This window comes from Bacillus sp. FSL W8-0645, assembly GCF_038007905.1.
Lineage (GTDB): Bacteria > Bacillota > Bacilli > Bacillales > Bacillaceae > Bacillus > Bacillus pumilus.
Map to the genome: position 1 here is coordinate 2,479,225 of NZ_JBBOYC010000001.1, position 25,165 is coordinate 2,504,389.

Annotated in this window: 26 protein-coding genes, 1 pseudogene and 1 other annotated feature; of the genes and pseudogenes, 3 read left to right on the forward strand and 24 right to left on the reverse strand. The window is 41.5% G+C overall.

Features of this window, described 5'->3' with window-relative positions; genetic code table 11:
- Positions 1-229: 229 nt before the first annotated feature.
- Positions 230-832 (reverse strand): class I SAM-dependent methyltransferase, encoded by a 603-nt coding sequence (locus NST39_RS12770; RefSeq protein WP_065098495.1) that lies wholly within the window; start codon positions 830-832, stop codon positions 230-232.
- A 308-nt stretch (positions 833-1,140) separates the two neighbouring features.
- Between NST39_RS12770 and NST39_RS12775 the strand changes: the two are divergent.
- A pseudogene (locus tag NST39_RS12775) lies at positions 1,141-1,224 on the forward strand (YjcZ family sporulation protein); the annotation flags it as partial.
- A 43-nt stretch (positions 1,225-1,267) separates the two neighbouring features.
- On the opposite strand, the gene NST39_RS12780 reads toward NST39_RS12775, so the two are convergent.
- The 7 genes from NST39_RS12780 to NST39_RS12810 form a co-directional block, all read right to left on the reverse strand.
- The gene (locus NST39_RS12780) at positions 1,268-1,429 is read right to left on the reverse strand and encodes a hypothetical protein (protein WP_155114467.1); all 162 of its coding nucleotides are present in this window, start codon (positions 1,427-1,429) and stop codon (positions 1,268-1,270) included.
- Between the two features lie 160 nt (positions 1,430-1,589).
- Positions 1,590-1,724 (reverse strand): YrzI family small protein, encoded by a 135-nt coding sequence (locus NST39_RS12785; protein ID WP_065098496.1) that lies wholly within the window; start codon positions 1,722-1,724, stop codon positions 1,590-1,592.
- Between the two features lie 446 nt (positions 1,725-2,170).
- Positions 2,171-2,401: a YrhC family protein gene (locus NST39_RS12790; RefSeq protein ID WP_041815772.1), complete on the reverse strand. Its 231-nt coding sequence runs from the start codon at positions 2,399-2,401 to the stop codon at positions 2,171-2,173.
- Between the two features lie 72 nt (positions 2,402-2,473).
- Positions 2,474-3,622, reverse strand: coding sequence for a bifunctional cystathionine gamma-lyase/homocysteine desulfhydrase (locus tag NST39_RS12795; RefSeq protein ID WP_044139578.1), 1,149 nt, complete (start codon positions 3,620-3,622; stop codon positions 2,474-2,476).
- A gap of 1 nt (position 3,623) precedes the next feature.
- A complete protein-coding gene (locus NST39_RS12800) occupies positions 3,624-4,547 on the reverse strand; it encodes a PLP-dependent cysteine synthase family protein (RefSeq protein WP_044139579.1) in 924 nt (307 codons plus the stop codon).
- A 46-nt stretch (positions 4,548-4,593) separates the two neighbouring features.
- Positions 4,594-5,289, reverse strand: a complete 696-nt coding sequence (gene mtnN, locus NST39_RS12805) for a 5'-methylthioadenosine/S-adenosylhomocysteine nucleosidase (RefSeq protein ID WP_044139580.1) — start codon at positions 5,287-5,289, stop codon at positions 4,594-4,596.
- Positions 5,290-5,303: 14 nt separating this feature from the next.
- Complete coding sequence (locus NST39_RS12810) at positions 5,304-5,945, reverse strand: class I SAM-dependent DNA methyltransferase (protein WP_341028704.1); 642 nt, start codon at positions 5,943-5,945, stop codon at positions 5,304-5,306.
- 186 nt (positions 5,946-6,131) lie between these two features.
- Between NST39_RS12810 and NST39_RS12815 the strand changes: the two genes are divergently transcribed.
- A complete protein-coding gene (locus NST39_RS12815; protein WP_034620637.1) occupies positions 6,132-6,335 on the forward strand; it encodes a YrzA family protein in 204 nt (67 codons plus the stop codon).
- A gap of 126 nt (positions 6,336-6,461) precedes the next feature.
- Positions 6,462-7,814, forward strand: a complete 1,353-nt coding sequence (locus NST39_RS12820; RefSeq protein WP_341026608.1) for an IS1182 family transposase — start codon at positions 6,462-6,464, stop codon at positions 7,812-7,814.
- Between the two features lie 124 nt (positions 7,815-7,938).
- On the opposite strand, the gene NST39_RS12825 is transcribed toward NST39_RS12820, so the two are convergent.
- The 16 genes from NST39_RS12825 to NST39_RS12900 all read right to left on the reverse strand — a co-directional run bounded on the left by NST39_RS12825 (position 7,939) and on the right by NST39_RS12900 (position 25,019).
- Positions 7,939-8,604: a YrrS family protein gene (locus NST39_RS12825; protein ID WP_106065657.1), complete on the reverse strand. Its 666-nt coding sequence runs from the start codon at positions 8,602-8,604 to the stop codon at positions 7,939-7,941.
- 67 nt (positions 8,605-8,671) lie between these two features.
- Positions 8,672-10,414 (reverse strand): peptidoglycan D,D-transpeptidase FtsI family protein, encoded by a 1,743-nt coding sequence (locus NST39_RS12830; protein WP_341028705.1) that lies wholly within the window; start codon positions 10,412-10,414, stop codon positions 8,672-8,674.
- Positions 10,415-10,464: 50 nt separating this feature from the next.
- Positions 10,465-10,938, reverse strand: a complete 474-nt coding sequence (gene greA / locus NST39_RS12835) for a transcription elongation factor GreA (protein ID WP_003216248.1) — start codon at positions 10,936-10,938, stop codon at positions 10,465-10,467.
- Between the two features lie 824 nt (positions 10,939-11,762).
- On the reverse strand, positions 11,763-12,395 hold the full coding sequence (udk, locus tag NST39_RS12840; RefSeq protein ID WP_065098502.1) for a uridine kinase: 633 nt from the start codon (positions 12,393-12,395) through the stop codon (positions 11,763-11,765).
- A gap of 7 nt (positions 12,396-12,402) precedes the next feature.
- Positions 12,403-13,671 carry a peptidase U32 family protein gene (locus tag NST39_RS12845; protein ID WP_169056908.1) on the reverse strand — a complete coding sequence of 423 codons (1,269 nt, stop codon included), beginning with the start codon at positions 13,669-13,671 and terminating at the stop codon, positions 12,403-12,405.
- Between the two features lie 20 nt (positions 13,672-13,691).
- Entirely contained in the window at positions 13,692-14,621 is a 930-nt protein-coding gene (locus NST39_RS12850; RefSeq protein ID WP_113767473.1) for a peptidase U32 family protein, read from the reverse strand.
- Complete coding sequence (locus NST39_RS12855) at positions 14,618-15,283, reverse strand: O-methyltransferase (protein WP_113767474.1); 666 nt, start codon at positions 15,281-15,283, stop codon at positions 14,618-14,620. Before NST39_RS12855 ends, NST39_RS12850 begins: the two co-directional genes overlap by 4 nt.
- Before the next feature lie 210 nt (positions 15,284-15,493).
- Positions 15,494-16,576, reverse strand: a complete 1,083-nt coding sequence (gene mltG, locus NST39_RS12860) for an endolytic transglycosylase MltG (protein WP_065098505.1) — start codon at positions 16,574-16,576, stop codon at positions 15,494-15,496.
- A 73-nt stretch (positions 16,577-16,649) separates the two neighbouring features.
- Positions 16,650-17,738 (reverse strand): acetyl-CoA C-acyltransferase, encoded by a 1,089-nt coding sequence (locus tag NST39_RS12865; protein ID WP_126740749.1) that lies wholly within the window; start codon positions 17,736-17,738, stop codon positions 16,650-16,652.
- Positions 17,726-19,189, reverse strand: a complete 1,464-nt coding sequence (locus NST39_RS12870) for an acyl-CoA synthetase (RefSeq protein ID WP_341028710.1) — start codon at positions 19,187-19,189, stop codon at positions 17,726-17,728. The genes NST39_RS12865 and NST39_RS12870 overlap by 13 nt, the downstream gene beginning before the upstream one ends.
- Positions 19,186-19,752: a biotin transporter BioY gene (locus tag NST39_RS12875; RefSeq protein WP_341028711.1), complete on the reverse strand. Its 567-nt coding sequence runs from the start codon at positions 19,750-19,752 to the stop codon at positions 19,186-19,188. The genes NST39_RS12870 and NST39_RS12875 overlap by 4 nt, the downstream gene beginning before the upstream one ends.
- Before the next feature lie 154 nt (positions 19,753-19,906).
- A complete protein-coding gene (locus NST39_RS12880; RefSeq protein WP_003216483.1) occupies positions 19,907-20,191 on the reverse strand; it encodes a DUF1292 domain-containing protein in 285 nt (94 codons plus the stop codon).
- 15 nt (positions 20,192-20,206) lie between these two features.
- Positions 20,207-20,623 (reverse strand): Holliday junction resolvase RuvX, encoded by a 417-nt coding sequence (ruvX, locus tag NST39_RS12885; protein ID WP_003216519.1) that lies wholly within the window; start codon positions 20,621-20,623, stop codon positions 20,207-20,209.
- Positions 20,624-20,626: 3 nt separating this feature from the next.
- Complete coding sequence (locus NST39_RS12890) at positions 20,627-20,893, reverse strand: IreB family regulatory phosphoprotein (protein ID WP_024718370.1); 267 nt, start codon at positions 20,891-20,893, stop codon at positions 20,627-20,629.
- A gap of 89 nt (positions 20,894-20,982) precedes the next feature.
- The gene (gene alaS / locus NST39_RS12895) at positions 20,983-23,619 is read right to left on the reverse strand and encodes an alanine--tRNA ligase (RefSeq protein ID WP_340960713.1); all 2,637 of its coding nucleotides are present in this window, start codon (positions 23,617-23,619) and stop codon (positions 20,983-20,985) included.
- Between the two features lie 80 nt (positions 23,620-23,699).
- Positions 23,700-23,908: a binding site (T-box leader), on the reverse strand.
- A gap of 46 nt (positions 23,909-23,954) precedes the next feature.
- Positions 23,955-25,019: an AI-2E family transporter gene (locus NST39_RS12900; RefSeq protein WP_341028714.1), complete on the reverse strand. Its 1,065-nt coding sequence runs from the start codon at positions 25,017-25,019 to the stop codon at positions 23,955-23,957.
- Positions 25,020-25,165 lie beyond the last annotated feature (146 nt).

Consider the following 25,165-nt stretch of genomic DNA (forward strand, 5'->3'; position numbering starts at 1 on the left):
TGTCGATATAAGAAATAAGCCAGACAGGTATCCTTAATCGACAAACAAATTCCTTATATATACTATCATTCCTTACACACCTGGCTGGCGCCTACATCATATACAAAAGTCTCTTCGATGAAGAGACTTTTTTTAATTCGTTCAAACATGATTCAAATACACGCAAAGAAGCTCCTCTCACAAAGAGCCTCTTTTAGAATGCTTGTTCATTACCTGGGAAATATTTTCATCATTTTAACGCTTTGATACAGATGTATGTATCATAGTGATAAACCGAAACTTCTCTGAAGTGATACGCTGAAAATAGGCGGCTAATCTCTTGTTCACTATACGATGAAAAAGATTGTGACCGCTTTTGTTCCTTCATCAGTTCCTGCTGTTGGAAAGATAAGAATACTTCTCCATCCACTTGAAGAACACGGTACACTTCCTTCATGACTTGCTCAATATCCTTCAAGTAATAAATGGTCTGCACCGTAAATAATTTATTGAATGATCTGTCTTCAAAAGGTAAATGCTCGGCTTTACCAAGAGTCACGACGGCTTTATCCTGTTCCACAAGCTTCTTATGTTTTCTTTTTGCATATTTGATCATATGACGAGAGGCATCCACTCCATATACTTTACCGCGATCAAGTTTCTCTGCTACCTTCGATAATGTCATGCCTCTTCCAGTACCGATTTCTAAAATCCGGTCATTTTCTTGTATATTTAAGAGTTGAATCGTCCATTCATTGATATTATGATGATTTTTTTCCATATAGCGGGCAACCCATTTTGAGAACAAGCCTTTTGGTTCCCTCATTTGTTTTCCAATCCAGCTTTGAATCAATGTTAACACCTGCTTTGCACCAGTAAATAAAACTATTTACGAATTTTCTTACTTTTCATATCGGCTCACGCCTAACAAATTTTAAGACCTAGTCCTAATTATTTGTTATTGATTAGACGGCATCTTTTCAGAAAATGTTTCGCAGAACTTTAAAAAATTTAATCCGAATAGGCGTTTTCATTAATTGTGCTCAGATTGATTTCGTTTTCTGCATGAGCTGCATATTTTATGAATGTATCTTGATTAGATAAAGGTGGTGCTAGATTATGGGCTTTGGTGGAGGTTATGCTGGAGGCTGCGGTGGTTACGGTGGCGGTTTTGCAGGCGGATTCGCTTTGCTTGTTGTACTGTTCATTTTGTTGATCATCATCGGTGCAAGTTGGATTTGCTAATGTAAAAGGAGCAGGAAACGATAACGTTTCCTGCTCCTTTTCTTTAATACCAATAAGCTCGGTACTGATACATATATTGTCTGAGCATTTCCTCTTGCTCTCTTTGCATTCGGTACGGATTACCGTATCCATGCTTTAAGGAATGCGGAATGGATGTATACCCGTGCCCCACTGACGGAAACCTCATATATGGTGACATCGACATTCGTTGATCACCTCACAATCTCCTTTTACGGATATCATATGTGCAGATGATCAATGTGGAGCGTGTCTAAACCTGATCCTTCTCCATAGTATAACAATTAAGCATTGCAAGCATCATAAACATGTCAATCTCCTCCTTTTCGCATTTTTCTTTTCGTATTTTAGTTCATATACTCTAGTTGTTTCTGCTTCATTTCTTCATAAAATGTTTCGACTTGTTGTTCATAAAGAACTGTTTCAATGTCTTTGTATTTTCGTCGGATCGTCAATGTGATAAAAAATAAATGGATTGTCATATACGCTCACCTCCCTTCAGTTCGCAGCACGCGAAATAACCCGCAGATCTTCTTTGTCAGTTGACCTGCGGGCACACAAAAATGCAGATCAAAAGACAGTGTCTTCCAACCTGCAATGGATGATACGTAAAATCCTCGTTTACTTTAACAGTTTTGAAGCGTGTGCACCGTATAAGGTAAAGGAAGGACACGAGCTCTTCCACAGGCTGATGACATGATGAAATTATTTGTTGATTTGATGACAATAGAAACGAATAACATATTCTTCAGCCTCCTTTACGTTTTTAATTACTTTGTTAGTATATCCAGCAAGCACCATTTTGTAAACCTGTTTTTAGTAAAAAAGATGATTTTTGTGTGTTTGACTAAATTTCTACATTTATTCTTGTCCGATTGTCCAATACAATCAAAAAAGCCTCCTCACGTAAATGAGGAGACTTTTCGAATTAATCTTCATCTAGTTCTTGCAGTTTCTTTTGAAAAAAGATCGCGCGTCTCACACAAAGAAAAGCTGCTAATAAGAAAACACAATCAATTCCCATCATCAGCATTTTTGGAGATGCTTCGATGTGTTGGTTTGGTATGATCGTACCAATATATAAAAAGGTGCTGACAGCAAGCAAAATAAAAGCGTACTGCTTGTAATCTGTCACTAAACCACTCCACTTTTTCTTCACTTGAATCACCTTCCTGTTTAACATGTCTATTGATAGCTTAACATAGTAAAAGAAAGGTAGTGGCATGTAAATCTATCCATTCACTAGTGCGTTTAGTCCCTGCTTCATATCATTCAGTAAATCATCCACATCTTCAATCCCGACGGATATACGAATTAACCCATCAGTGATGCCAAGCTCCTCGCGGCGGTCTTTTGGAATGGACGCATGAGTCATTCGAGCAGGAACAGAGATTAAGCTTTCAACCGCTCCAAGGCTTTCTGCGATCGTAAACAGCTTAAGCTGACTTAAAAACACATCGACATGTTCTTCTTTTCCAATGTCAAAAGAGATCATGCCGCCGTAGCCTGATGCTTGCGTTTTTGCAAGTTCATGTCCAGGGTGAGCATCAAGACCTGGGTAATAAACACGTGTGACTGCTGGATGTTGTTCTAAAAACTCAGCGATTTTCTGTGCATTTTGCTGATGTGCTTCCATTCTTAGTCCAAGCGTTTTGATTCCTCTCATGAGAAGCCATGAATCCTGCGGTCCAAGAATTCCACCAGTAGAATTTTGAACAAAATGCAGTTCTTCCCCAAGCTCTTCCGTCGCTGTTACAACTAGCCCGCCTACGACATCACTGTGGCCGCCTAAATATTTAGTGGCACTATGCAGGACAATGTCCGCCCCATATTCAATTGGCCTTTGGAAATAAGGTGTGAAAAATGTATTATCAACAATCATTAAGATGTTGGCTTCTTTTGTCAATTGGCCGATCGCTTTGAGATCAGTCATTTTCAGTAAAGGATTGGTTGGTGATTCAATGTAAACCGCTTTTGTTTCAGGTAAAATCGCCTTTTTCACTGCTTCAGGATCACTTGTGTCAACAAAGGTCGCTTGAATGCCAATACGGTTGAGTACCTTTGTGATGACGCGGTACGTTCCGCCGTATACGTCATCTGTCAGGACAATATGATCTCCGCTGTTAAACAGCATCATCACTGCCGTAATGGCAGCCATTCCTGAACCAAATGCGTAGCCGTTTGCTCCTCCTTCAAGGTCACGAATGACGGTTTCTAGTGCCGTTCTTGTTGGATTCGCAGTTCTTGAATATTCATATCCTGTATGTTCGCCTGCTTTCGGCTGCTTATATGTGCTCACTTGGTATATAGGTACAGACACAGCGCCCGTTTTTTCATCACCAGTTGTTCCACTGTGTATCATCATTGTTTTTGGTTTCATTTTATTTTCCTCCCTCATAAATGCCTTTACTTAAATACCGTTCACTGCTGTCAGGAAAAATGGTGACGATGACTGTCCCAGGTGCTGCCTTCTTCGCTTCTTCTAAAGCGGCAAATAACGCGGCACCCGAAGAACTCCCGATGAGAACGCCTTCTTTTTCAGCAGCTTCTTTCACCATTTGGAAAGCATCATCATCACTGACGGTATATATCTCATCGAATAAAGCAGATTCCATATAATCTGGGATAAATTCAAGGCCGATTCCTTCCGTTCTATGCGGACCCGGATCTCCTCCATTTAAAATCGATCCTTCAGGTTCGACAACAACTGTTTTTAACGCAGGATGCTGCTCTTTTAAATAGGCAGCACACCCTTGAAAAGTCCCGCCAGATCCCGCTCCTGCCACGAATACATCGATGTTTCCTTGCAGGTCGGACCATAATTCTGGACCAAGCGTTTTATAGTAAGTCAATGGATTTACTTGGTTTTTAAATTGTAAAACGCAATAGGCATTGTCAAGGCTTGCCTCTAGTTCAAGGGCTCGATCAATCGCACCCTTCATGCCCTCTTTTCTTGGTGTATGAATAATGTCTGCACCGAGCGCCTTCATGAGCTGTTGTTTTTCTTGACTAAAATGTTCTGGTACGCAAAAAATGGTCCGCAATTGATGCTTTCTTGCACTGAGGGCAAGCCCAATTCCTGTGTTTCCAGCAGTTGCTTCAATGATGGTTCCGCCAGGGCGCAATTTGCCAGATGCCAATGCTTCTCTTATGAGCATATCACCTAAACGATCTTTAATACTTCCACCCGGATTCATCATTTCAAGCTTTGCATATACCTCTACACCTTCCGGGATGCCGATTCCTGACAGTTTTAAAAGCGGTGTGCGGCCAATTAATTCTGTAATATCCTGTATGACAGCCATATGATTCCCTTCCTTTGTATGGAAAAGAAGGGGGAATCCCCTTCTTTTATTGAGTTTGCTTTATCATACGCAAGACAAGGTCGGTTGAGTGAATCGCTGCTTGCTCAAGAAATTGATCAAATGAGACATTGGATTCTTTCCCTGCAATATCAGATAGCGCTCGAACGACAACAAATGGCGTTCCAAAGAGCTGGCAAACTTGTGCAACGGCTGCGGCTTCCATTTCCACCGCATATAGCTCTGGAAACTTCTCTCTCACAAACGCTACACGACCCGGATCATTCATAAACGAATCTCCAGTTGCAATCGTACCTTTTGCCACTTGAATATGATCGATCTCTAAAGCCGATTCCTCTGCCAGCTTCACAAGCTTTTCGTCTGCAACAAAAGCAGCTGGCAATCCTGGTACTTGTCCGTATTCGTAATTAAAGATCGTGACATCCACATCATGATGTCTAACATCAGTAGAGATGACAATATCCCCTACATTTAATGTGTGATGGAAACCGCCAGCTGATCCTGTATTGATCACATAATCCGGCTGAAAGCGGTCAAGCAGAAGTGTTGTGCTAACCGCTGCATTCACTTTTCCAATCCCTGATTTTAATAAAATCACTTCTTTATCTTCATAAACACCTGTTGTGAATTCACACCCAGCGATGTTTTCTTGTGTAGCATTCTTTAGTTGATCTCTTAATATCGTCACTTCTTCTTCCATTGCACCTATGACTGCGATTTTCAAATCAAAACATCCTTTCATTCCCTTTTCTTCGCTTCTACGATCCAAACAAAATCATTCATTTGATGAAAGGACGTACTAAAACCTTCTTCTTCAAAGATTTGCTTTAGCACATCGATGGATGGATAATATTCCGTTTCTAAATCCTCAGCAAGCTGATCGAATCCTGCCGCCTTCGCTTTGTCAATTTCAGCTTGGTGTGCTGCTTGATTTTGAAACATTGTATCAGCAAAGACTATTTTACCATCTGAGTGAAGGATGTTGCTATAGGTGTGAATGGCTTGTTTTTTTTCTTCGTCCGTTAGATGGTGGAAAGCATATGAACTGACAATTGTATCAGGCTCAAATGGCGCCGCTGGAAATGATAAAAAATCCCCATCATGAAACACATCGGGTATACCCTTTTGAAGAGCCGCTTTCTTCATGGCGTCTGATGGTTCAACGCCAAATACGTTCTTATCAGCTGCGAGCAGTGCCGCTGTTAAATTCCCCGTGCCGCTTCCAAACTCAAGAACATCTTGACCTGCACGCAGAACAATTTCTTTTAAAATAACCGGATACCGGCGAAACACTTCTTCATACTGCTCATCATGACCACTTACCGTGTCGTCATAAGAGTCAGCCCAATGATCAAATAAAGAAAGAAACTCACGTCCCATTTTCTTTCCCTCCACTTTATCTATTTATTCCTATGCGTATAGTATGTTTTAATTCGTCGAACAGTTCCTATCCTACCACATCTTCAGTTTCTTTCCTACTAAAAAATACTGGGAGGGGTAGAAAAATATTTGCTCTTTTAAAGGAGAGAGATTAAGATGAATGAAGAGTATGGAGAGGTGAATCAAATGGATTTTCAGTTGGATTTTCTAAAGGATAAAATTGAATTCTTTGAAGCATCGTCTTTAAAAGAACTTGAACAAAAGATCCAAAAACAAATTGAACATAATCAGGCAATTCTGCTGACCGTTCATTCTGTCAGTCATCAAACGACTGTGATCGATGACCGGATTTTGTATACAGCGGTTGTTCATTTTAAGGCGAATATCTAAAAAAGATAGCATGACTGCTATCTTCAGGCTGTCGAGAAAATCTCGACAGCTTTATTTTTTCCCTTAAAGTTTCCATTCCCCCGTTTTATAATAGAGAAAAGCATACTAAAGGAAGGTGTTTTTCTCATGTTCCACACTAGAAATTCTTCTCAGCACGAAGCCGAATTTGTATTGCTAGATCAACTGGTCGAAGAGGATCACCTGCTTCGTAAAATTGATCAGTACATTGATTTTTCATTTATTGTAGATAAAGTAAAACCGTATTATAGCGAGAATAAAGGTCGCCCTTCTCTTGATCCACTTATTTTGTTCAAAATGATGTTTATCGGTTACCTGTACGGTATCCGTTCTGAAAGACAACTTGAAAAAGAAATTTACTATAACATGGCGTATAGATGGTTTTTAGGTTTGAACATCAATGACCCCGTTCCCCACCACTCGACCATTAGCTGGAATCGTCGTACTCGATTCAAAGATACAACGATTTTTCAAGACATTTTTGATGAAATTGTGCTTCAAGCCATCAATCATGATATGGTAGGAGGCCGCGTTCTTTTTACTGATTCGACTCATCTTAAAGCCAATGCCAATAAACATAAATATACGAGAAAAACGATTGAACAAGATACCCAAAGCTATATAAATGAATTAGAAGAAGCGGTCCAAGAAGATCGGGTGGCACACGGAAAAAAGCCCTTAAAGGTAAAAGAGGAGGTGCAAACGAAAAAAGACATTCGCCAAAGTACGACTGATCCTGAAAGTGGCTATCTTTATCGTGAAAACAAGCCAGAAGGCTTTTTCTACCTAGACCACCGTACAACGGATATGAAGTACAATATCATCACGGATGCCCATGTCACGCCCGGCAATATCCATGACTCTGTTCCGTATCTTGATCGATTGGATCACCAAATCGCCCGATTTGGTTTTCAAGTAGAAGCGGTTGCCCTTGATTCTGGTTATTTGACAACGCCAATCTGTAAAGGTTTATCCGATCGCCGTATTTTTGGTGTCATCGCACATAGACGCTTTCATCCAACAAGAGGATTATTTGAGAAGTGGAAATTTCAGTATGACTCTGAACATGATCACTACATATGCCCAAATGGTGAGAAACTATTATATACAACAACTGATCGAAAAGGTTATCGGTTCTACAAATCAGACCCTAAAAAATGCGTATCGTGTCCTTTCCTAGAGAGCTGTACAAGGTCGAAAAATCATCAAAAAGTGATCTCAAGACATGTATGGGAAGAACATAAAGAAAAGATCAGACAAAATCGTCTGTCTGCTTCTGGAAAAGAGCTATATAAAAAAAGAAAAGAAAAAATAGAGCGAAGCTTTGCAGATTCAAAACAACTGCATGGGCTTCGCTACTGCCGGTTGAGGGGAAAACAAAATGTGAGTGAGCAAGTGCTTCTCACAGCTGCCTGTCAAAACATGAAGAAGATTGCCACACACCTAGCGAAGCTAGGCTAGGTGTGTGGGAGGCCTTTTTCATTAAATCTCATCCATCATCATTACGATGAAAATAAAAAAGATTGTAGAAAAACATGAGTTTCTCTACAATCTGAAGATAGCATGACTGCTATCTTTTTTATGTTTATTTTAATTTTTCAACCTTTACAGGTTTCCAGCCTTTTTCATCTACCCATGTGATTTCCACGCGGTAGCGTTCGCCTGTTGATTTGTCACGGATGGTTCCCTTTGCATCTTGAGGGCCTCCGTTATTTCCTAACCAAATAACTGTCATTTGATCTTCTGAAATTCCCGTCGCATAGGACATGGCTTTCATCATTTCTTTCCAGTCTTTTGAGTTAGAATCATAGGTTGCTGTATGTGAACCGGATTGCTCTGTTCCTACAGGCTCCCAGTCATCGCTTTCGTATGTTTTGTCTACGTCACTCGTTTTGCCGCCATCTGTTTCTTTGGCATCTTTTAACGCATCTTTATTAGGCTCTTTTTCATCATCTGACTTCTTCGTATCGTCGTCTTGATCAGATGAGTCATCTTTTGTTGCATCTGAATCATCGGATGTGTCTTTCTTTTGATCTTTCACATCTTCATCTGATTTTTGTTTGTTTTCACTTGTTGCAGGCGCCGTTTTAGATGGTTCTTTCGCAACATCTGTGTCTTTCGGTTTATTAAAAATTAATAAACTCGTTGCGACAACCAAAATAAGCACCACAACGATACCAATTAATATGTTAAGCACCATATTGGCCTTTCTGCGCTTATCACGATGTTCAAATCGAGAATTTCTACTCAAAATCTCTGCACTCCTTTGCCTCTGTTCCCTAAGTCGTTACTATTCTAACATGACATGAAGGAATGTTCTATGTCTGTTTTTTTTCAATTTCGTTGACCTTTTTTACAATATCATAAAACGCATCATTTGTCTTAGCCCGGCCACTTGCCTCATCAAGGTGAACAACGACTAGGGCGTATTTTGGTTTTTCCACCGGAAAGTATCCAGCAAACCATTTATGATAAAGCGGATTCCCCTTTTTATCTTTACTGCCGGTTTGGGCAGTGCCTGATTTCCCCGCCACATCAAATGGAAGGTCTTGAAACCTTCTTCCTGTTCCTTTGTCAGATGTCACCACCTGCCTTAAGTACTTTTGCAGCTTTTGAGCTGTATAGCGGTCAATACTGCCCCCTTCTGGTCGTTTGTTTTGAAAGGTTAACATCGTTGTTCCGTTTTGATACAGCACTTTTTCAGCGATTTTCACTTCTTTTCGTTCTCCGCCTCTCGCAATCGACGCCATCATATTGGCCATTTGCAAAGGAGTCGTTTTGACATTTTTTTGTCCTATTGCGGTTTGAGCAATGGCTTTTTTGACATGCTTGTCTCTTTTATCCCCCCACACATTGCCGGTTTCTTCACGATCAAACTGTTTGAAATGCTGCTTATGATAGACATCCCCTTCCCAGCCAGCTCGATCAATGAGTCCAAGCTTTGCAGCCGTCTTTTCAATGATTTGATCATCTGTTTGGATCAGCTTGTCAGCAAGTGTTGCAAAGGTATAATTACAGCTCTGCGAAAAGCTCTCAGACAGATTCAGCACTTCCTGCGTTCCTTCTGGCTCTCCATATAAATTCTTTTGACAGTCATACATCGTTTGTGGCTGGTCGAGGTTTTTTTCGATTGCTGCGGCAAGTACAGCGGTTTTAAAGACAGAGCCTGGTGCCATGGCAGTCAGCATGTAATTTCTTGCTTCATGCCGGTTTTTGCTTGTGACGTTTGGCGTACTTGCCATCGCCAGCACACTGCTGCTTTCAATGTCGAGCAGAACGGCCCCGCCTTTTTCGACGCCTTGGTCTTTCAGAACTTTCTCCATTTCAGCTTGCATGTTTTCATCAATTGTTGTTTGAACTTGAAGAGGATAAAATGAATGAGCCTCTGCTGTATATTTGACGTCCATCCCAAACAAAGGGTTTCCCCTTCCGTCCACATGATATAACAATTTTGTGTCTTGCTCGGGTAATAGAAATTCGTCAAAGGTACTTTCCAGCCCAAAAGTGCCGATTTCTGTACGGATGGAAAGCTCTTTTTTGTCAGGATAACGCTTTCTGAGTAATTCTGGATTTTCACTCGTGAAGCCTAATGTGTGGAGGGCAAGTCTTTTTTTGTCCTTCTCTTTCATATATACGCCGTACACACCTGAATATTTCATATCATTGATGTCTTTCAGCTTTTTTTTCGTGATGTCATCTTTGAGAATGAGAGGTTTTTTGGTTTCTGTCAGCTGTTTTTTGAGTTCATCTTCTTCCATCTCAAGAATAGAGGCGGTTTGTTTTAAATGAGGAAGATCATATTGCAGGAAAGGAAATAAGATCACTGCAGGCTGTTCTTTTGTGAGAAGCGCCTCGCCGTTTCGATCTAAAAATTCACCGCGGCCATCTGAAATGACCACTTCTTCTGTACGCTGTTTGACACTTTCTTGTATTAAATTGATATCAAGTTTTGAAAAAGATTCTGTGAAAAACAGTTGAATTTCTGCCAGTCTGATGAGAAGACCAAGCAGCAGCATAAAAATAACAGCACCTGTCCATTGAATTCTACGTTTTTTGCGCATAAAAACACCTCGTCCCTATTGTGGACGAGGTGTTTATCGTATAAACGTAATTATGAAATTTTTACAATTTGGACGAACATTTCTCCGCCAGGTGTTTGAACGGTTACTTTGTCGTCTACTTGTTTGCCTAACAGGCTTTTTGCAATTGGTGAATCGTTTGAAATCTTTCCTTCGAACGGATCAGCTTCTGCACTTCCGACGATTGTGTAAGACTCTTCTTCTCCGTCTGGTAATTCAACGAAAGTGACTGTTTTACCAAGTGAGACAATATTTGAGTTTCCTTCATCTTCGATAATTTTGGCATTGCGAATCATATTATCAAGCGTAGTGATACGCCCTTCTACAAACGCTTGCTCTTCTTTAGCAGAATCATATTCCGAGTTTTCAGAGAGGTCTCCAAAGCTTCTAGCAATTTTAATTCGCTCTACAACCTCTTTACGTTTAACCGTTTTCAAATGTTCAAGCTCTTCTTCTAATTTCCGTTTTCCTTCTTCTGTCATTGGAAATACTTTCTCTTGTGCCATGAATCATTCACTCCTTCTATTAATCCTCATCATACATACTTTCTGCACGTGAGTGACGACTGAAATATACAAGAATGAGGACTTCTTCATGCCCTCATTCCTTCTGTCCCATATTTGTAAAAGTCCATCTTACATGGCGTCCCTTTTAGATGCAACTATTATGCCTTTTTTCAGACAGAACCACTCTCAGTGGCCCAAAGATGATCTATCTTCATCGCACAAACTGTGGAAAGGCACAGGAAGCTCCTGTACCTCGTTCGCCATTTCGATCATATGTAGAAGAATAGCTTATCCATTCTCCATCTTCCCAATACATAATATGGTCAGTGTACGATATGTCTATGCTATATTATTACATAATTGCTTTTTGATCAAGAATTGTTTGAAAATTTGTGATGATTTGTTTGTCGTTTTTTTAATATACTTTTACAAAATCGAAACCACTTCAATATTCAGCTTGAAAACGACATTTTTCTACATCTATTTCACATCATTGTTTTCCTATCATATCAAATCTTTCATTCAAAGTGTTACTTCTTAAAATATTTAAGCAGCTTCTACTTTTAGAAACAAGTGAAATATTGGTATTTACTCTCTTTATGATGATGTTGAAAAAGGGCTAAAATGGTTTTTATTTTAGCTCTTTGTCTTCTTTTCAGCGTGATAGAAAACCTTTGCACTCTAGGAAGGACGAGCACAGAAGCGGAGCGAATTTAATATTCGTGAGCATCGGCGCACAGGACTGACACCGAATGCGAGGGTTTGTCTACACGCTGGATGATGTTGAAAAGACCTTTACAATGTAAAGGTCTTTTCAACATCAGTTACTCTGCTCGGCTTTGAAGAATCGTTTGAATTTTTGTCACCATTAAGTCAATCGCCACATGGTTTTGGCCGCCTTCTGGGATGATGATGTCAGCGTATCGCTTCGTCGGTTCAATGAATTGATTATGCATTGGTCTGACAACAGATACATACTGTTCAATCACAGAATCGATTGAACGGCCTCTTTCTTTCGTATCGCGTAAAATGCGGCGAATGATGCGTAGATCTGCATCTGTATCGACATACAGTTTAATATCCATTAAGTCTCTTAGGCGTTCGTCTTCTAGTGCAAAGATGCCTTCAACGATGATAACATCCTTTGGTTCAACATGGACAGTCTCTTCTGAACGTGTGTTGAGCTTGAAATCATATATTGGTTTTTCAATGGATTCGTACCTTAAGAGCTGTTCCAAATGCTCAAACATCAGGTCATTGTCGAATGCGAGCGGATGATCATAGTTCGTAAGCAGACGCTCTTCAAATGGCATATGACTTTGATTTTTGTAATATAAATCTTGCTGAAGCATGAGGATGGAATGGCCTTTAAATTTTTCATAGATTGAATTGGTGACGCTCGTTTTACCTGAACCCGAGCCGCCAGCAATTCCAATGACAACTGGTTTACTCCTCATGTGCCTGTTATTTCCCCTTTCTCATCATGTTGCTAGGGTATACTTTTTGATCGAGCTTGAATTTGACGATTTGCAGCGGATGACGAGCGGCATCTAGTTCATTGCCTTTTTCATCCCAAATCGTCTCAATTTTGCATGTGAAATTCTCAATTTCTGGTCCGAAAAATTCGACTTCGTCACCAGCTTTAAAGAAGTTACGCTGCTGCAATGTGACGATTTGTTCTTTTTCATCATAATGAAGAACGAGACCAGCGAAATCAAATGTCGTTTTCTTTCCATGAATGCCAAACATTTGTTCATCCGTACCTGGTACACCTTCGAAAAAGGCTGGTGCTGTATCGCGGTTTGCACATTTATCTAATTCATCTAACCATTCCTGCTCAATGACAAAATTGTCTGGGTCCGCACAATAGGCGTCAATGACTTTGCGATACACACTCACGACAGTTGCTACATAATGAATTGATTTCATCCGTCCTTCGATTTTTAAGCTGTCAATTCCCATTTCGATCATTTGAGGAATAGATTCGACAAGCTTTAAATCTTTTGGACTCATCGCAAATGGTGCGTCTTCCTCTCCAAATAATGGCGCTTCCTCAGAACCTTCTAGTTTATAAAGATCATAATCCCAGCGGCAGGACTGGCAGCAGCCCCCGCGGTTAGAATCTCTTGCCGTCATATGGTTACTGAGCACGCAGCGGCCAGAGTAAGCAATACACATCGCACCGTGAATGAACGTTTCAATTTCAATATCGACCTTTTCTTTCATTTCTCTAATTTCCAGCGCACTTGTCTCGCGAGCAAGCACCACACGCTCAAGCCCTTCTTCCTTCCAAAACTGAACAGCTTTCCAGTTCGAAAGAGATTGCTGTGTGCTTAAATGGACTTCAAGCTTCGGTGCGACACGTTTACACGTTTCAATGATCAGCGGGTCAGCCACAATAATGCCCGCTACTCCAGCGCCTTCAATCCCTTGAAGGTATTCCTCCAGCCCGTCCATGTTTTCGTTGTGGGCAAAGATATTCGTCGTCACATAAATTCGTGCACCGTATTTGTTTGCAAATGCGACACCTTCAGCCATTTCTTCAATTGAAAAGTTATCGGCATTTGAGCGAAGCCCAAATTCTTTTCCGCCAATAAAGACCGCGTCTGCTCCGTAATGTACAGCAATTTTCAGCTTTTCCAAGTTTCCTGCTGGTGCAAGCAGTTCTGGTTTTTTTGTAATGACACGTTTCCCGTCAATCATTTCAGAAATACCGTCTTTCAATAGTGCCATTTCCTCTGCCTCCTCTTATATTAATAAACCGTTTCTTTAAAGAAGAACCCTGTATCAATTGAACGATTCACTGGCTGAATCTCTTCAATCCGCTTCACCCAGTCCTCTTTCTGATCTTCATACGCGTCTTTGTCAGTCGCTAATAAATCAATTGCTTTTCTATATAGAGACGTCACCTCTGTCATATAAGAAAGTGACTTTAAAATTCCGTCAATTTTAAAGGAGTCAATGCCTGCATCAACAAATTCCTCTAATTCGTCAATCATACACACATCATTTGGACTCATAATATGAGTGCCGTTTGCATCCTCGAAAATAGGGTATTTGTTTTGACGCTCTTGATCATGAAGGAATAGTCCTTCCTCCATATTTCTGCCTTCGACGTCCATTTGTTTGCCCTGATATTCAAAGTAGTTGCCAATGAGCGTACGTTTTGATTGAAACATACATGTCATGCCATGGACTTGAATTTCGATTTCCACCTCGGCATTTTCTTTGATGTCAATGACACTGTCCATATTCAGTTCTTTGGCAAGAACAGCACGCGTTGCACCTTTTCTGCCCCAGTAGTTACAAGTGTAATAGTTTGTCCCAGTCGTTTCTGTACTCCAGTGGAGATTCAGGCTTACCCCTGTTTCTTTGGCGGCCATGATCACTGCTGGGTCTCCAAAAACGACGCCATCTACGTTTAATGCGTCGAGAAAGGTTAAGTAATCTCCAAGCAGTTGCACACGATCATTATGAAAAATCGCATTCATCGCCACATACACTTTTTTGTGATGCGCATGTGCAAGCTCAACCGTCTGTTTCACATCTTCTCTTGAAAACTCGCCTGCAAGACGAATACCGTATGTTTGTTCGCCTATTAAGAATGCATCAGCTCCCGCCTCGATTAATGGCAGTACATCTGACACCTTGCTTGGCGTCACAAGCAATTCTGGTTTTTTCATAATTGGTCACCTCTTTTTGTACTAATGGCGATCCCGTCTCCCACTGGAATAATGCACGTTTGGAAATCAGGGTTTGACATAAGCCATTGATTGTATCGATCAATTTTTCCAATTAATTGTTTTTTTCGTTTATCTTCAATTTCTTCTTCATAGTTCGTTGCCACTAAGCCTTTGAATAATACGTTGTCTGTAATAATCATTCCGTCATGAGCAAGCATCGGTTCAAACAGCTCAAAAAAACGTTTGTACTGCCCTTTTGCGGCATCAATAAAGATCACATCATAGGGCGCCATCGTTTGGACTGTTTTAGCCGATTCCATGGCATCACCAAAGAACACGTGTATTCTTTCTTTTAACTTTAATTCCTCAATGTTCCGTGTCGCTTCTTCATAGCGTTTCGCATTTCGCTCAATCGTAAAAATTTCAGCAGCTGGTAAAGCTGTCGCCATTCGAATGGCGGAGTAGCCTATCGCTGTCCCAACCTCAAGAATTTTCTTCGGCTTTTTCATCGACAGCAGCTGCAGTAAAAGTTCAATGCTCACCTTTTCCATAATTGGCACATGATGCTCTTTTGCATATGCCTCTAATTGAGCGATTGCATCAGGACTTGGGTGAATTAAATGTTCAATATAATCATTCATTTGATCATCTTCGATAGTCATTATTTGTCTAGCTCCTTCATGACCTGAAAAAGAAGAGTCCTGCCTGTTGCAGCTCTCTTTCTCGTCAATCTTTCGTTCATCTAAGTAAAACAACCCGATATATTTTACCACAAAGAAGTGGTAATTGCGAACCTATAAATTGGATATTCCAACGAAAAAAACTGCAGGCAATCTTGTATTGTCTACAGTCTTTTTCGATTCACATGTACATTAATTGCTGCCTGTGATGTATTTGGCTTTCGCTTTGTTGTGCTCATTTAACGTTTTTGTAAAGACGACTTCTCCATTTTTCTTCGCAAGGAAGTACACATAATCTGTTTTATCTGGATGCAGTGCGGCTTTCCATGAAGATTCGCCAGCATTTGCAATAGGTCCAGGCGGCAGCCCCTTGTTGTTATACGTATTATAAGGAGATTTCACCTTAAGGTCTTTGTAATAAACACGGGATTTATGCTCACCTAGTGCATAGAGAACGGTTGGATCGGTTTGAAGCGGCATGTCCTTTTTCAACCGGTTATAAAATACACTGGAGATTTTAGCGCGATCCGTCTTTTCTGTTGCTTCCATTTCAATCAGTGATGCCATCGTTAACACATCATGTATGGACATGTTTCTCTTTTTCATGCCTTTTTCATACGTTTTCACGTATTGATCTGTTTGTTTAATCATCGTTTCAATGATCGTTTCGAGTGATTCATCCTCACGATAAAATGGATACGTCGCAGGGAATAAATAACCTTCTAACGGATGTTTCACCTGTTTGCCATTTACCTGTGAAGTCACCGTTTTCGGATATTTTTTCATTAACGTTTGAATAAACGCAGGATCATCCAGCTTCGCTTCCACTTCTTTCGCTGAAAAATTCGTCTGATTTGCAATAACTACCGCAATATCAGACAGCTGTTTTCCTTCTGGAATCACAAGCTGAAAGGCGTAGTCTGTCCCTCCAGATGTCAGCTTTTGAATCAGCGTGTCTGCGTCCATCGTTTGTTTCAAATGAAAGTATCCTGCTTTAAAGCCGGACGCATTTTTGTATTTTGCATAATAAGTGAAAATCGTGTCATTCGAAATGAGCCCATTTTCTTTTAAAATGCCCGCAATCTCACGGACAGATGTCCCATTAGGAATATGAATATTAATCGTTTGTTTGCTTTTTTGATCGACCGGTCCAAGTGCTGATTTAACATATAAAAAGCCTGATAATGCTGCAATGATGATGACAGCAAGAACAGATAACAGGACGATCCCCATTTTCCTTTTGAAAAATGGTCGTTTCTTTTGTTCTGAAAACATGCATGGCCCTCCTCACATCTCGCTTTTATAGTACATGATTCGACGGAGTTCGGCAATTACTTGCTCATGCATGTCATGACAGAACTTGACATAATACGGCTAAACCAATGCCGCCACCGCTCCCAATAGCAGCCATGACATAGCTTCCATTCGGTAAGGTGCGCGCTTCATAAAATAGTCTCACCATCATCGCAGCGCCCGATGCGCTATATGGATGCCCAAGACAAAGTGCACCGCCTCTTTTATTGATTCGGTCATAAGGAATATCCAGCGTACGAGCAATCAGCGCTATTTTCAGAGCAAAAGCTTCATTGATTTCAAACAGTGCAACATCTTCTGCCTTGATTTTCTCTTGATCTAGAAGTTTCTTCATCGCATCAATCGGCGCAGCAGCTGGAAAATTGGGATGCATTGCCGCAACAGCACTTCCGGCATATCGCAGCATTGGCTGAAACCCATTTGCCTCCGCTAGCACTCTTTCCATCACAACGACCGCTGCTGCACCATCTGCTTCTTTGCAGCTATTGGCGGCAGTCACAGATCCTTTTCCCGGTGAAAATACAGGCTTTGCCCGCTGGATCAGTTTCGCCATCGGCCTTATTTTCGCGGCTGCTTCATCTATGCTCAGTCCGTCAATCGAAACGATTTCTTCAGAATATGTACCACGTTTGATTGCGTCTATACTTCTTTCCCAGCTTAATTGCGCATAGTCATCTTGTTCTTTTCTTGTGACAGAAAATCTCGAAGCGGTCAGCTCTGCTGCTTCTCCCATAGCCGGATCTCCTATCCATTCCGGTGAAAAGCGTGCTCTTTCTTTCATTGGTGATCTGGAAATGCTCTCAGTTCCGCCAGCGATATACATTGAACCTTCCCCTGATTGAACCATGACGCAAGCTGTTCGGATTGCTTCTAGACCTGAAGCACACTGCCTATCAACCGTCATACCGGGTACTCCTAAAGAAAGCCCTGCTTCTAATGAGGACAGACGAGCCATATTCCCGCCGCCTCCTACAACATTTCCTAATATGATGTCGTCCGGTGTCATCCCTTTAGACAAATACTGAATAAGGGGCGCGGCTAATTGCTCTGGACGATAATCCTTCAGCATCCCGTTTTCATCACCGAAGGGTGTCCGTTTTGCTTGTACAATTACTGCTTGCATGACAATTGTTCCTCCGCCCACTTTTTCATGCTGACACGTGCTATTTTTCCGCCGGATGTTTCAATTATTTGATCAATGACAAGCCATTTTTTAGGCACCTTGTAGGCCGCCAGTTTTTCTTTGACAGCTTGCCGAATCCTCTTTGTGTGCTGTCCTTCTTCAATAATGGCAACAGGGATTTCACCCCAATATGGGTCAGGAACGCCAACTACAACCGATCGCTTCACCTCTGGCTGTTCATTTAGCACACGCTCAATTTCCTCTGGAAAAATATTCAGCCCTCCATAGACGATCATGCCATTTTCACGTCCGCTCATATATAAATAGCCGTCTTCATCCAGCCAGCCCATATCATAAACTGTTATCCACTCTTCCGGCGGTTTCACTTCATGTAAGTAGCCTGCAAAAGACATTGGGCTCTTCACATAAATTCTTCCTATCTCATTTGGCTGGCAGACAGTTTGATCAGCTCGCCTCACTTCAATTTGAATGGGAGAGAAAGACTGTCCGACAGAAGAAGGTTTTTGCAAAAAGTCATTTGAAGATAAGTAGGAAACAAAGCTTAACTCTGATGTGCCGTAAAAATCAAAAAATGTCACATGCGGATAGTTGGTCACGAGTTGTTTCTTTGAAGGAATGCCCCAATCTGCTCCAGATGATATGACAAGAAGCGGATTATCTCTCTCAAAAGCGTCTATTTCCAGCAACGATTCTGTCATTGTCGGAACAGTATACATCACAGTAATGTCTCCTGTCTGTAAGGCTTTCTTCGCTTTCACTGGCGTAAATTTTTCTAAAAGCGTCACTGTGCCGCCAAAGTATAATGTACTGATGGCACCATATAAAAAGTGAGAGGATAAGAGTGTACCTGTTATAAGAACATGATCTTGATGAGTGATTCCAAATGTGCCAGCTGTCGTTCGAAAGCTTTCGATCCATGACTGCTGACGCCTGATAAAGGCTTTAGGTGAACCCGTTGATCCTGACGTAAATCCCATATAAAAGATAGGGTCGTTCTCGCTGACGCATTTGTTAGATGGACCTTGTGTGATGAGGCTCATTTTTTCCTTCCATTTAGATAAAGAAAGAACATGCATGTCTTCGCTGTACTTTTCAAATCTATTTAAATATCGATCCTCGATAATGACGAGAGCTGCCTCACTTAACAAAAGCTTTTCTACACATTCTTCATGGCTCCATCTCGGATCAAGCGGGATAGCTGTCCACCCTGCAGAAGCAGCGCCAGCAAATATTTGGAGAAAAGAAGCACCATTTGATAATAAAAAAGCGACTCTTTTTTGCTCATGAGCCGTTTGTTGTAACCATTGCGCTGATAGCCGGACACGCTCATACCAATCTTGATAAGTGATCCTTTCTTGTCCATCAACGATGGCGATATGATCTGGGTTCATTTCTGCATGTAATGTATAGCTTTCCGTTATTCTGTTCAAACTGCACGCCTCCCTTTATGCACATCCCTTTTTCGATATGACATTGCCGCAATGATTTTCACCGTGAGAACGGCACATATGCCCGCTTTGATGAGATCACCTGGAATATAAATCAGGCTAAGAAGAGCTGCCTGAGTGACCTTGATATCCATCATCATCGCTTGAAAAGGAATGCCGCATAGATACAAAATTCCGATACTGCATACCGCATAGATCATAAAAAGACGCAGAGTGGTTATTTTTTTCAGTCGGTTGATCCACAAACTAATCATGAAGGCAGCCACTGGATAAGCAAGTAAAAATCCACCGCTTGGTCCAAAAAAGACCCCTACCCCGCCTCTGCCCCCTGACAAAAGAGGTGCGCCTGCTACCACAACCAAGAGAAACAGAAGCAAACTGATCAGTGCCTGTTTTGGCTTTAACAGCCCCCCAGCAAGCAACAGACCTGCCGTTTGCAATGTGATGGGTACAGGTGTAAACGTAAGTAAAATCGGCGGGATCAATCCTAACATACCGATAACCGCAGTCATTAGCGCCATTTGCATCATATCTTGAATTTTCAATTTCCATACCCCTCACTCAATACATTGTTAAAAATAGAGTAAAAGGTACAGTTTATTATGTCAACATAAAATAAAATAAAGTTAACATATTGATCGCAAAAAAAGACCTGTGAAGAAAGATCACTAAGATCCGTTCACAGGCTTTTTATTCGTTCTATTCTTCGTCTTCTTCTTGATCTAAGAACGTATTTAACGTTTCTTCAATCATGTCCCACTCTTCATCCGTTTCAATAGGCTCTAGCTCGCCATCTTCACCGTTTTCGTTCGGCGTGAAGCTTGATGCATGAATTTCAATTTCTTCATTGTCTTGCTCAGAAATTGGGTAGTAAAGAACATATGATTTGTTAAAATGGTCGCTTTCAAAAGTAAATAGTACTTCGCAAAGCTGTTCATTTCCATTATCATCAACGATTGTAATTTGCTTTTCTCCGTGTTCCATTTGATTCACCTCATTTTAATTTAAGCTGTCTAAGTACCCTTGCAGGATCATAACAGCCGCCATTTTATCAATGACTTTTTTACGCTTTTGTCTGCTCACATCTGCAGAAATGAGCATTTTTTCCGCTGCCATTGTCGACAGGCGCTCGTCCCAAAGCACAACAGGAACATTGTACGTGTTTTCTAACACTTTCGCAAATGATTGGCTGGCTTCGCCTCTAGGACCGACCGTACCGTTCATATTTTTTGGAAAACCAAGTACAATTTTATCCGTTCCATATTGCGAGACGATTTCGGACAGGCGGCTGAGACCGAAGTCTCCGCCTGCTTCATCAATTTTAATTGTTTCAATCCCTTGCGCTGTCCAGCCCATTTCATCACTGATCGCAACACCAAGGGTTTTCGTGCCTAAATCTAAGCCTAAAATTCTCATGTTTTACGCCTCTTTATGTGTCTCTAAGTACGATTTAACCAATTCCTCAATTAATTCGTCTCGTTCTAGTTTACGAATTAGGTTGCGAGCATCCTGATGTCTTGGAATATAAGCAGGGTCGCCTGACAGCAAGTATCCGACAATTTGATTGATCGGGTTGTATCCTTTTTCTTGGAGTGCGTCATATACTGTAATGAGCACTTCATTCACATTGGTTTCAGCTGAATCATCAGAGAAGTTAAACTTCATTGTCTTATCAAATGAACTCACTGCTTCTTGCACCTCTCTTCCAACATTCTACTAGCAAGCTTTTTTCTAACCGCTCATCTAATACCATTATTCTACACTACATCGCCTGATTATAAAACGGATTTGACAGATTCTTCGACAATTGCCAGTGCTTCTTCTAGCTTTTCCGGTTGTTTTCCGCCTGCTTGTGCCATGTCTGGGCGTCCGCCTCCGCCTCCGCCGCAGATTTCAGCTGCCTGTTTCACAAGTTTCCCTGCATGCAGACCTTTTTCGATGACGTCTTTTGTCACTCCTGCTGAAATGTTTACTTTTCCGTTTTGAACGGCTCCGAGCACAATGACAGCTGATCCTAATTTGGCTTTTAAGTCATCAACCATTGTTCTTAAATGGTTCATGTCTTTCGCGTTTACTTTTTCAGTTAACACTTTTACTCCGCCGATTTCTGTCACTTTCTCTAAAATAGAGCCTGCTTCAGCCTGGCTTAATTTTGCAAGAAGAGATTCGTTTTCTCTTTGAACCTCTTTTAAATCTGCCTGCAATGAAGCGATACGTTTTGGTACATCCTTCGTATTTGACTTCAGCTCACTCGCTGCCTGCTCTAAAATCGTCAGCTGGTCATTTAATTCTTCGTATGCCCCTTTACCAGTCACCGCCTCAATCCGGCGTGTTCCAGCACCAATACCCGATTCAGATGCAATTTTAAACAACCCGATTTCCGCAGTATTTTGCACATGACAGCCGCCGCATAGCTCGATGCTGTAATCGCCTACTTGGACAACTCGGACAATATCACCATACTTCTCGCCAAAGAGCGCCATTGCACCCATTTCTTTTGCTTCAGCAATCGGCTTCAGGTCAATAGCAACAGAGATGCCTTCCCAGATCTTTTCGTTCACCATTTTTTCAATCTGAGACAATTCTTCTTTTGTGACTTGTCCAAAGTGAGAGAAGTCAAAGCGAAGTCTATTTTCATTCACCAATGATCCTGCCTGGTTCACGTGGCTGCCCAAAACGTCTTTTAGCGCCTGATGCAAAAGATGTGTCGCTGTATGGTTTTTCACAATGCCTTTTCGAAGAGCTGATTCCACTTCCGCAGTGACTTCAAGTCCTTTTTTGGCTGTACCGCTTACGACTACTCCCTCATGAACATGCTGACCATTTGGCGCCTTTTTCACATCTTTGATGTCAATGTTCACTTCAGCGCTTTTCAATGTCCCTTTATCAGCCACTTGTCCGCCGCTTTCCGCATAGAAAGGTGTTTCATCTAACAAAATTTGCACTGTATCGCCTTCATGTGCTTCTGTAACAATTTCACCATTTTGAAGCAATTCGACAATATGGGCATCTGCCGTTAGATTTTCGTAGCCAACAAATGTGCTTTCTACTTTAATATCTCCTAAAGCGCCGCCTTGAACCTGCATACTGCCGACATCTTGTCTCGCATTTCTTGCACGTTCACGCTGCTTCTCCATCTCAGCCTGGAAGCCTTCTCGATCCACTGTCATATTCTCATCTTCTGCATATTCTTCTGTGAGCTCGACAGGGAATCCATACGTATCATACAGCTTAAATACATCTTCACCTGAAATCTGCGTGCTGCCTTTGTCTCTTTCTTTTTTGATGACTTCTGACAAAATAGCTAAGCCTTCGTTCAGTGTTTCATGGAAGCGTTCTTCTTCATTCTTGATGACTTTCGCAATAAATTCTTCTTTCGCTTGTACATCTGGGTAGAAATCCTTCATGATTTCCGCCACAACTGGAACTAGGTCAAACATAAACGGGCGATGGATGTGAATGGTTTTTGCATAACGCACGGCACGGCGAAGCAAACGTCTTAACACATACCCGCGGCCTTCATTGGAAGGAAGCGCTCCATCACTTACAGCAAAGGCAACCGTTCGGATGTGGTCCGCAATGACTTTGAATGCTGTATCCTTTTCCTTTGTCTCGCCATAGCTTTCTCCAGAAATGGTCTCAACTGCACGAATAATTGGCATGAATAGATCTGTATCAAAATTCGTTGGCACGTTTTGAATGACAGATACCATTCGTTCAAGCCCCATCCCTGTATCAATGTTTTTCTTCGGAAGCGGCGTGTATGACCCATCTGGATTATGGTTAAATTCAGAGAACACTAGGTTCCACACTTCTAGATAACGCTCATTTTCTCCGCCGGGATATAATTCTGGATCGTTCATGTCGTGACCGTATGATTCACCGCGGTCATAGAAAATTTCGGTATTCGGTCCACTTGGGCCCTCGCCAATATCCCAGAAGTTGCCTTCAAGGCGAATAATACGTTCTTCTGGTACACCAATTTTATCTCTCCATAGTACATACGCTTCTTCGTCCTCTGGATGGACAGTGACAGATAACAAATTCGGGTCAAAACCAATCCACTCGTCACTTGTAAGGAACTCCCACGCCCATTCGATCGCTTCTTCTTTAAAATAATCACCAATAGAGAAGTTGCCGAGCATTTCAAAGAACGTATGATGGCGTGCCGTTTTTCCTACGTTTTCAATATCATTTGTACGTATCGATTTTTGCGCGTTGCAAATACGCGGATTTTCAGGTACAACGCGGCCATCAAAGTATTTCTTTAATGTTGCCACGCCGCTGTTGATCCACAAAAGTGTCGGATCATCATGCGGTACGAGTGATGCACTCGGTTCTACAGCATGTCCTTTTTCTTTAAAAAAGTCTAAAAACATTTGGCGTACTTGAGCTGAAGTTAAAGTTTTCATTCAAAAATCCTCCCTTATCATTCATCAATCTCCACACAAACGAAAAAACACCCCGCCCTATGCAAGCACAAAACGACTTACACAGGGACGAGATGCTCTCGCGGTACCACCCTGATTATAGACCTATTCGTCTATCACCTTCACATCCGATAACGCCGGAAGAGAGCGGCAGTGTTTATCTGCACTCGGGACTAGCTTCCGTTAAAGGTCTGATAAGGCTTTTCTCAGCAAAACAAAGCCTCTCTCTGCAACAGCTTTTTAACGTACTCGGGTCCGTCATTGAATTCAGTATGTAGTATGAATCGAAATTATTATAGACAACTCGGCTCCTCTTGTCAATGAACGCTTCGTCTCATGAGAATATATTGCACAATGATCACTCTGATTATAGCGGCAGTTGGTACGGCTAAAATCATGCCAATTAAACCAAATAACTCTCCTCCTGCAATTAAGACAAGCATAATGACGACAGGATGCATATGAAGGCTTCTCCCTACGATGATCGGGCTGAGGATGTTGCTTTCTAAAAATTGCAGCACCGCTACTGTAATCAGCACAATCATAACCGATTTAACCGAGATGGTAAACGCAATAAAGACAGCGGGAACCGCACCGATAATCGGTCCAAAATACGGAATGACATTCGTTGCACCAATCAGCATACCTAGGACAAGCGGATACGGGATATGAAACAGCCAAAGCACAATGGCTGCTGCCCCCCCAATTAATGAACAGACAAGTATTTGCCCTCTAATATAATTACCAAGTGATTCATCAACTGCCTTCACAAACGCATGTCCCCTCTTCCGAAAAGATGGCGGCGTCAAATACCATGCAGCCCGCTTCATCGTATTCATGTCCTTCACCATATAAAAAACAAGAAAAGGAATGAGTGCTGCAATTAATGCGTAATCAAGTAATACTTTACAGCTAAGAATCATCCGCTCCGCGCCGTTAGCTGCATATGTCTCCGATTGAACAATTAAGCGATCCAAACGGTCGTGAAGTCCGTCAGGCCAATGGCTTGTATGATGATGAATATGTGATAAAGCGCCATTATACGTTTCAGCAAGCACAGGAATTTGTTCTGACAACTCATTTAACTGCTTGATCATGACAGGCGCTCCTTTATAAACCGCAAGCCCAATCCCGCCAAAAAACAGTACATAAATCAATAAGAGACTAACAGTCCTTGGTAAGCCCCCCGCGTGCAATTTTTCCACTATCGGATAAAGCAGATAAGAAATAAAAATGGCAATGAGAAGCGGAATTAGAACCGCCTTGAACAACAAAAAAATAGGCATCCATAACTCGTCGAGCTGCAGTAAAATGAACAAGGATGCAAGGACAAGCAGGACCCCTGCGGCATATATCAGAAATTGGACCGGACGTTTCTTCACCTTTTTCACCTCTTTTCTTATTGTTTATCCATCTTCTGTAATTATCCATGTAAATAAAATTTGTCCTAACTTTGTTAAAAATGAATACACATGAAACATACAGCTCCATCCAAAGTCACTAAAATGTCTACACTGAATATTCCATC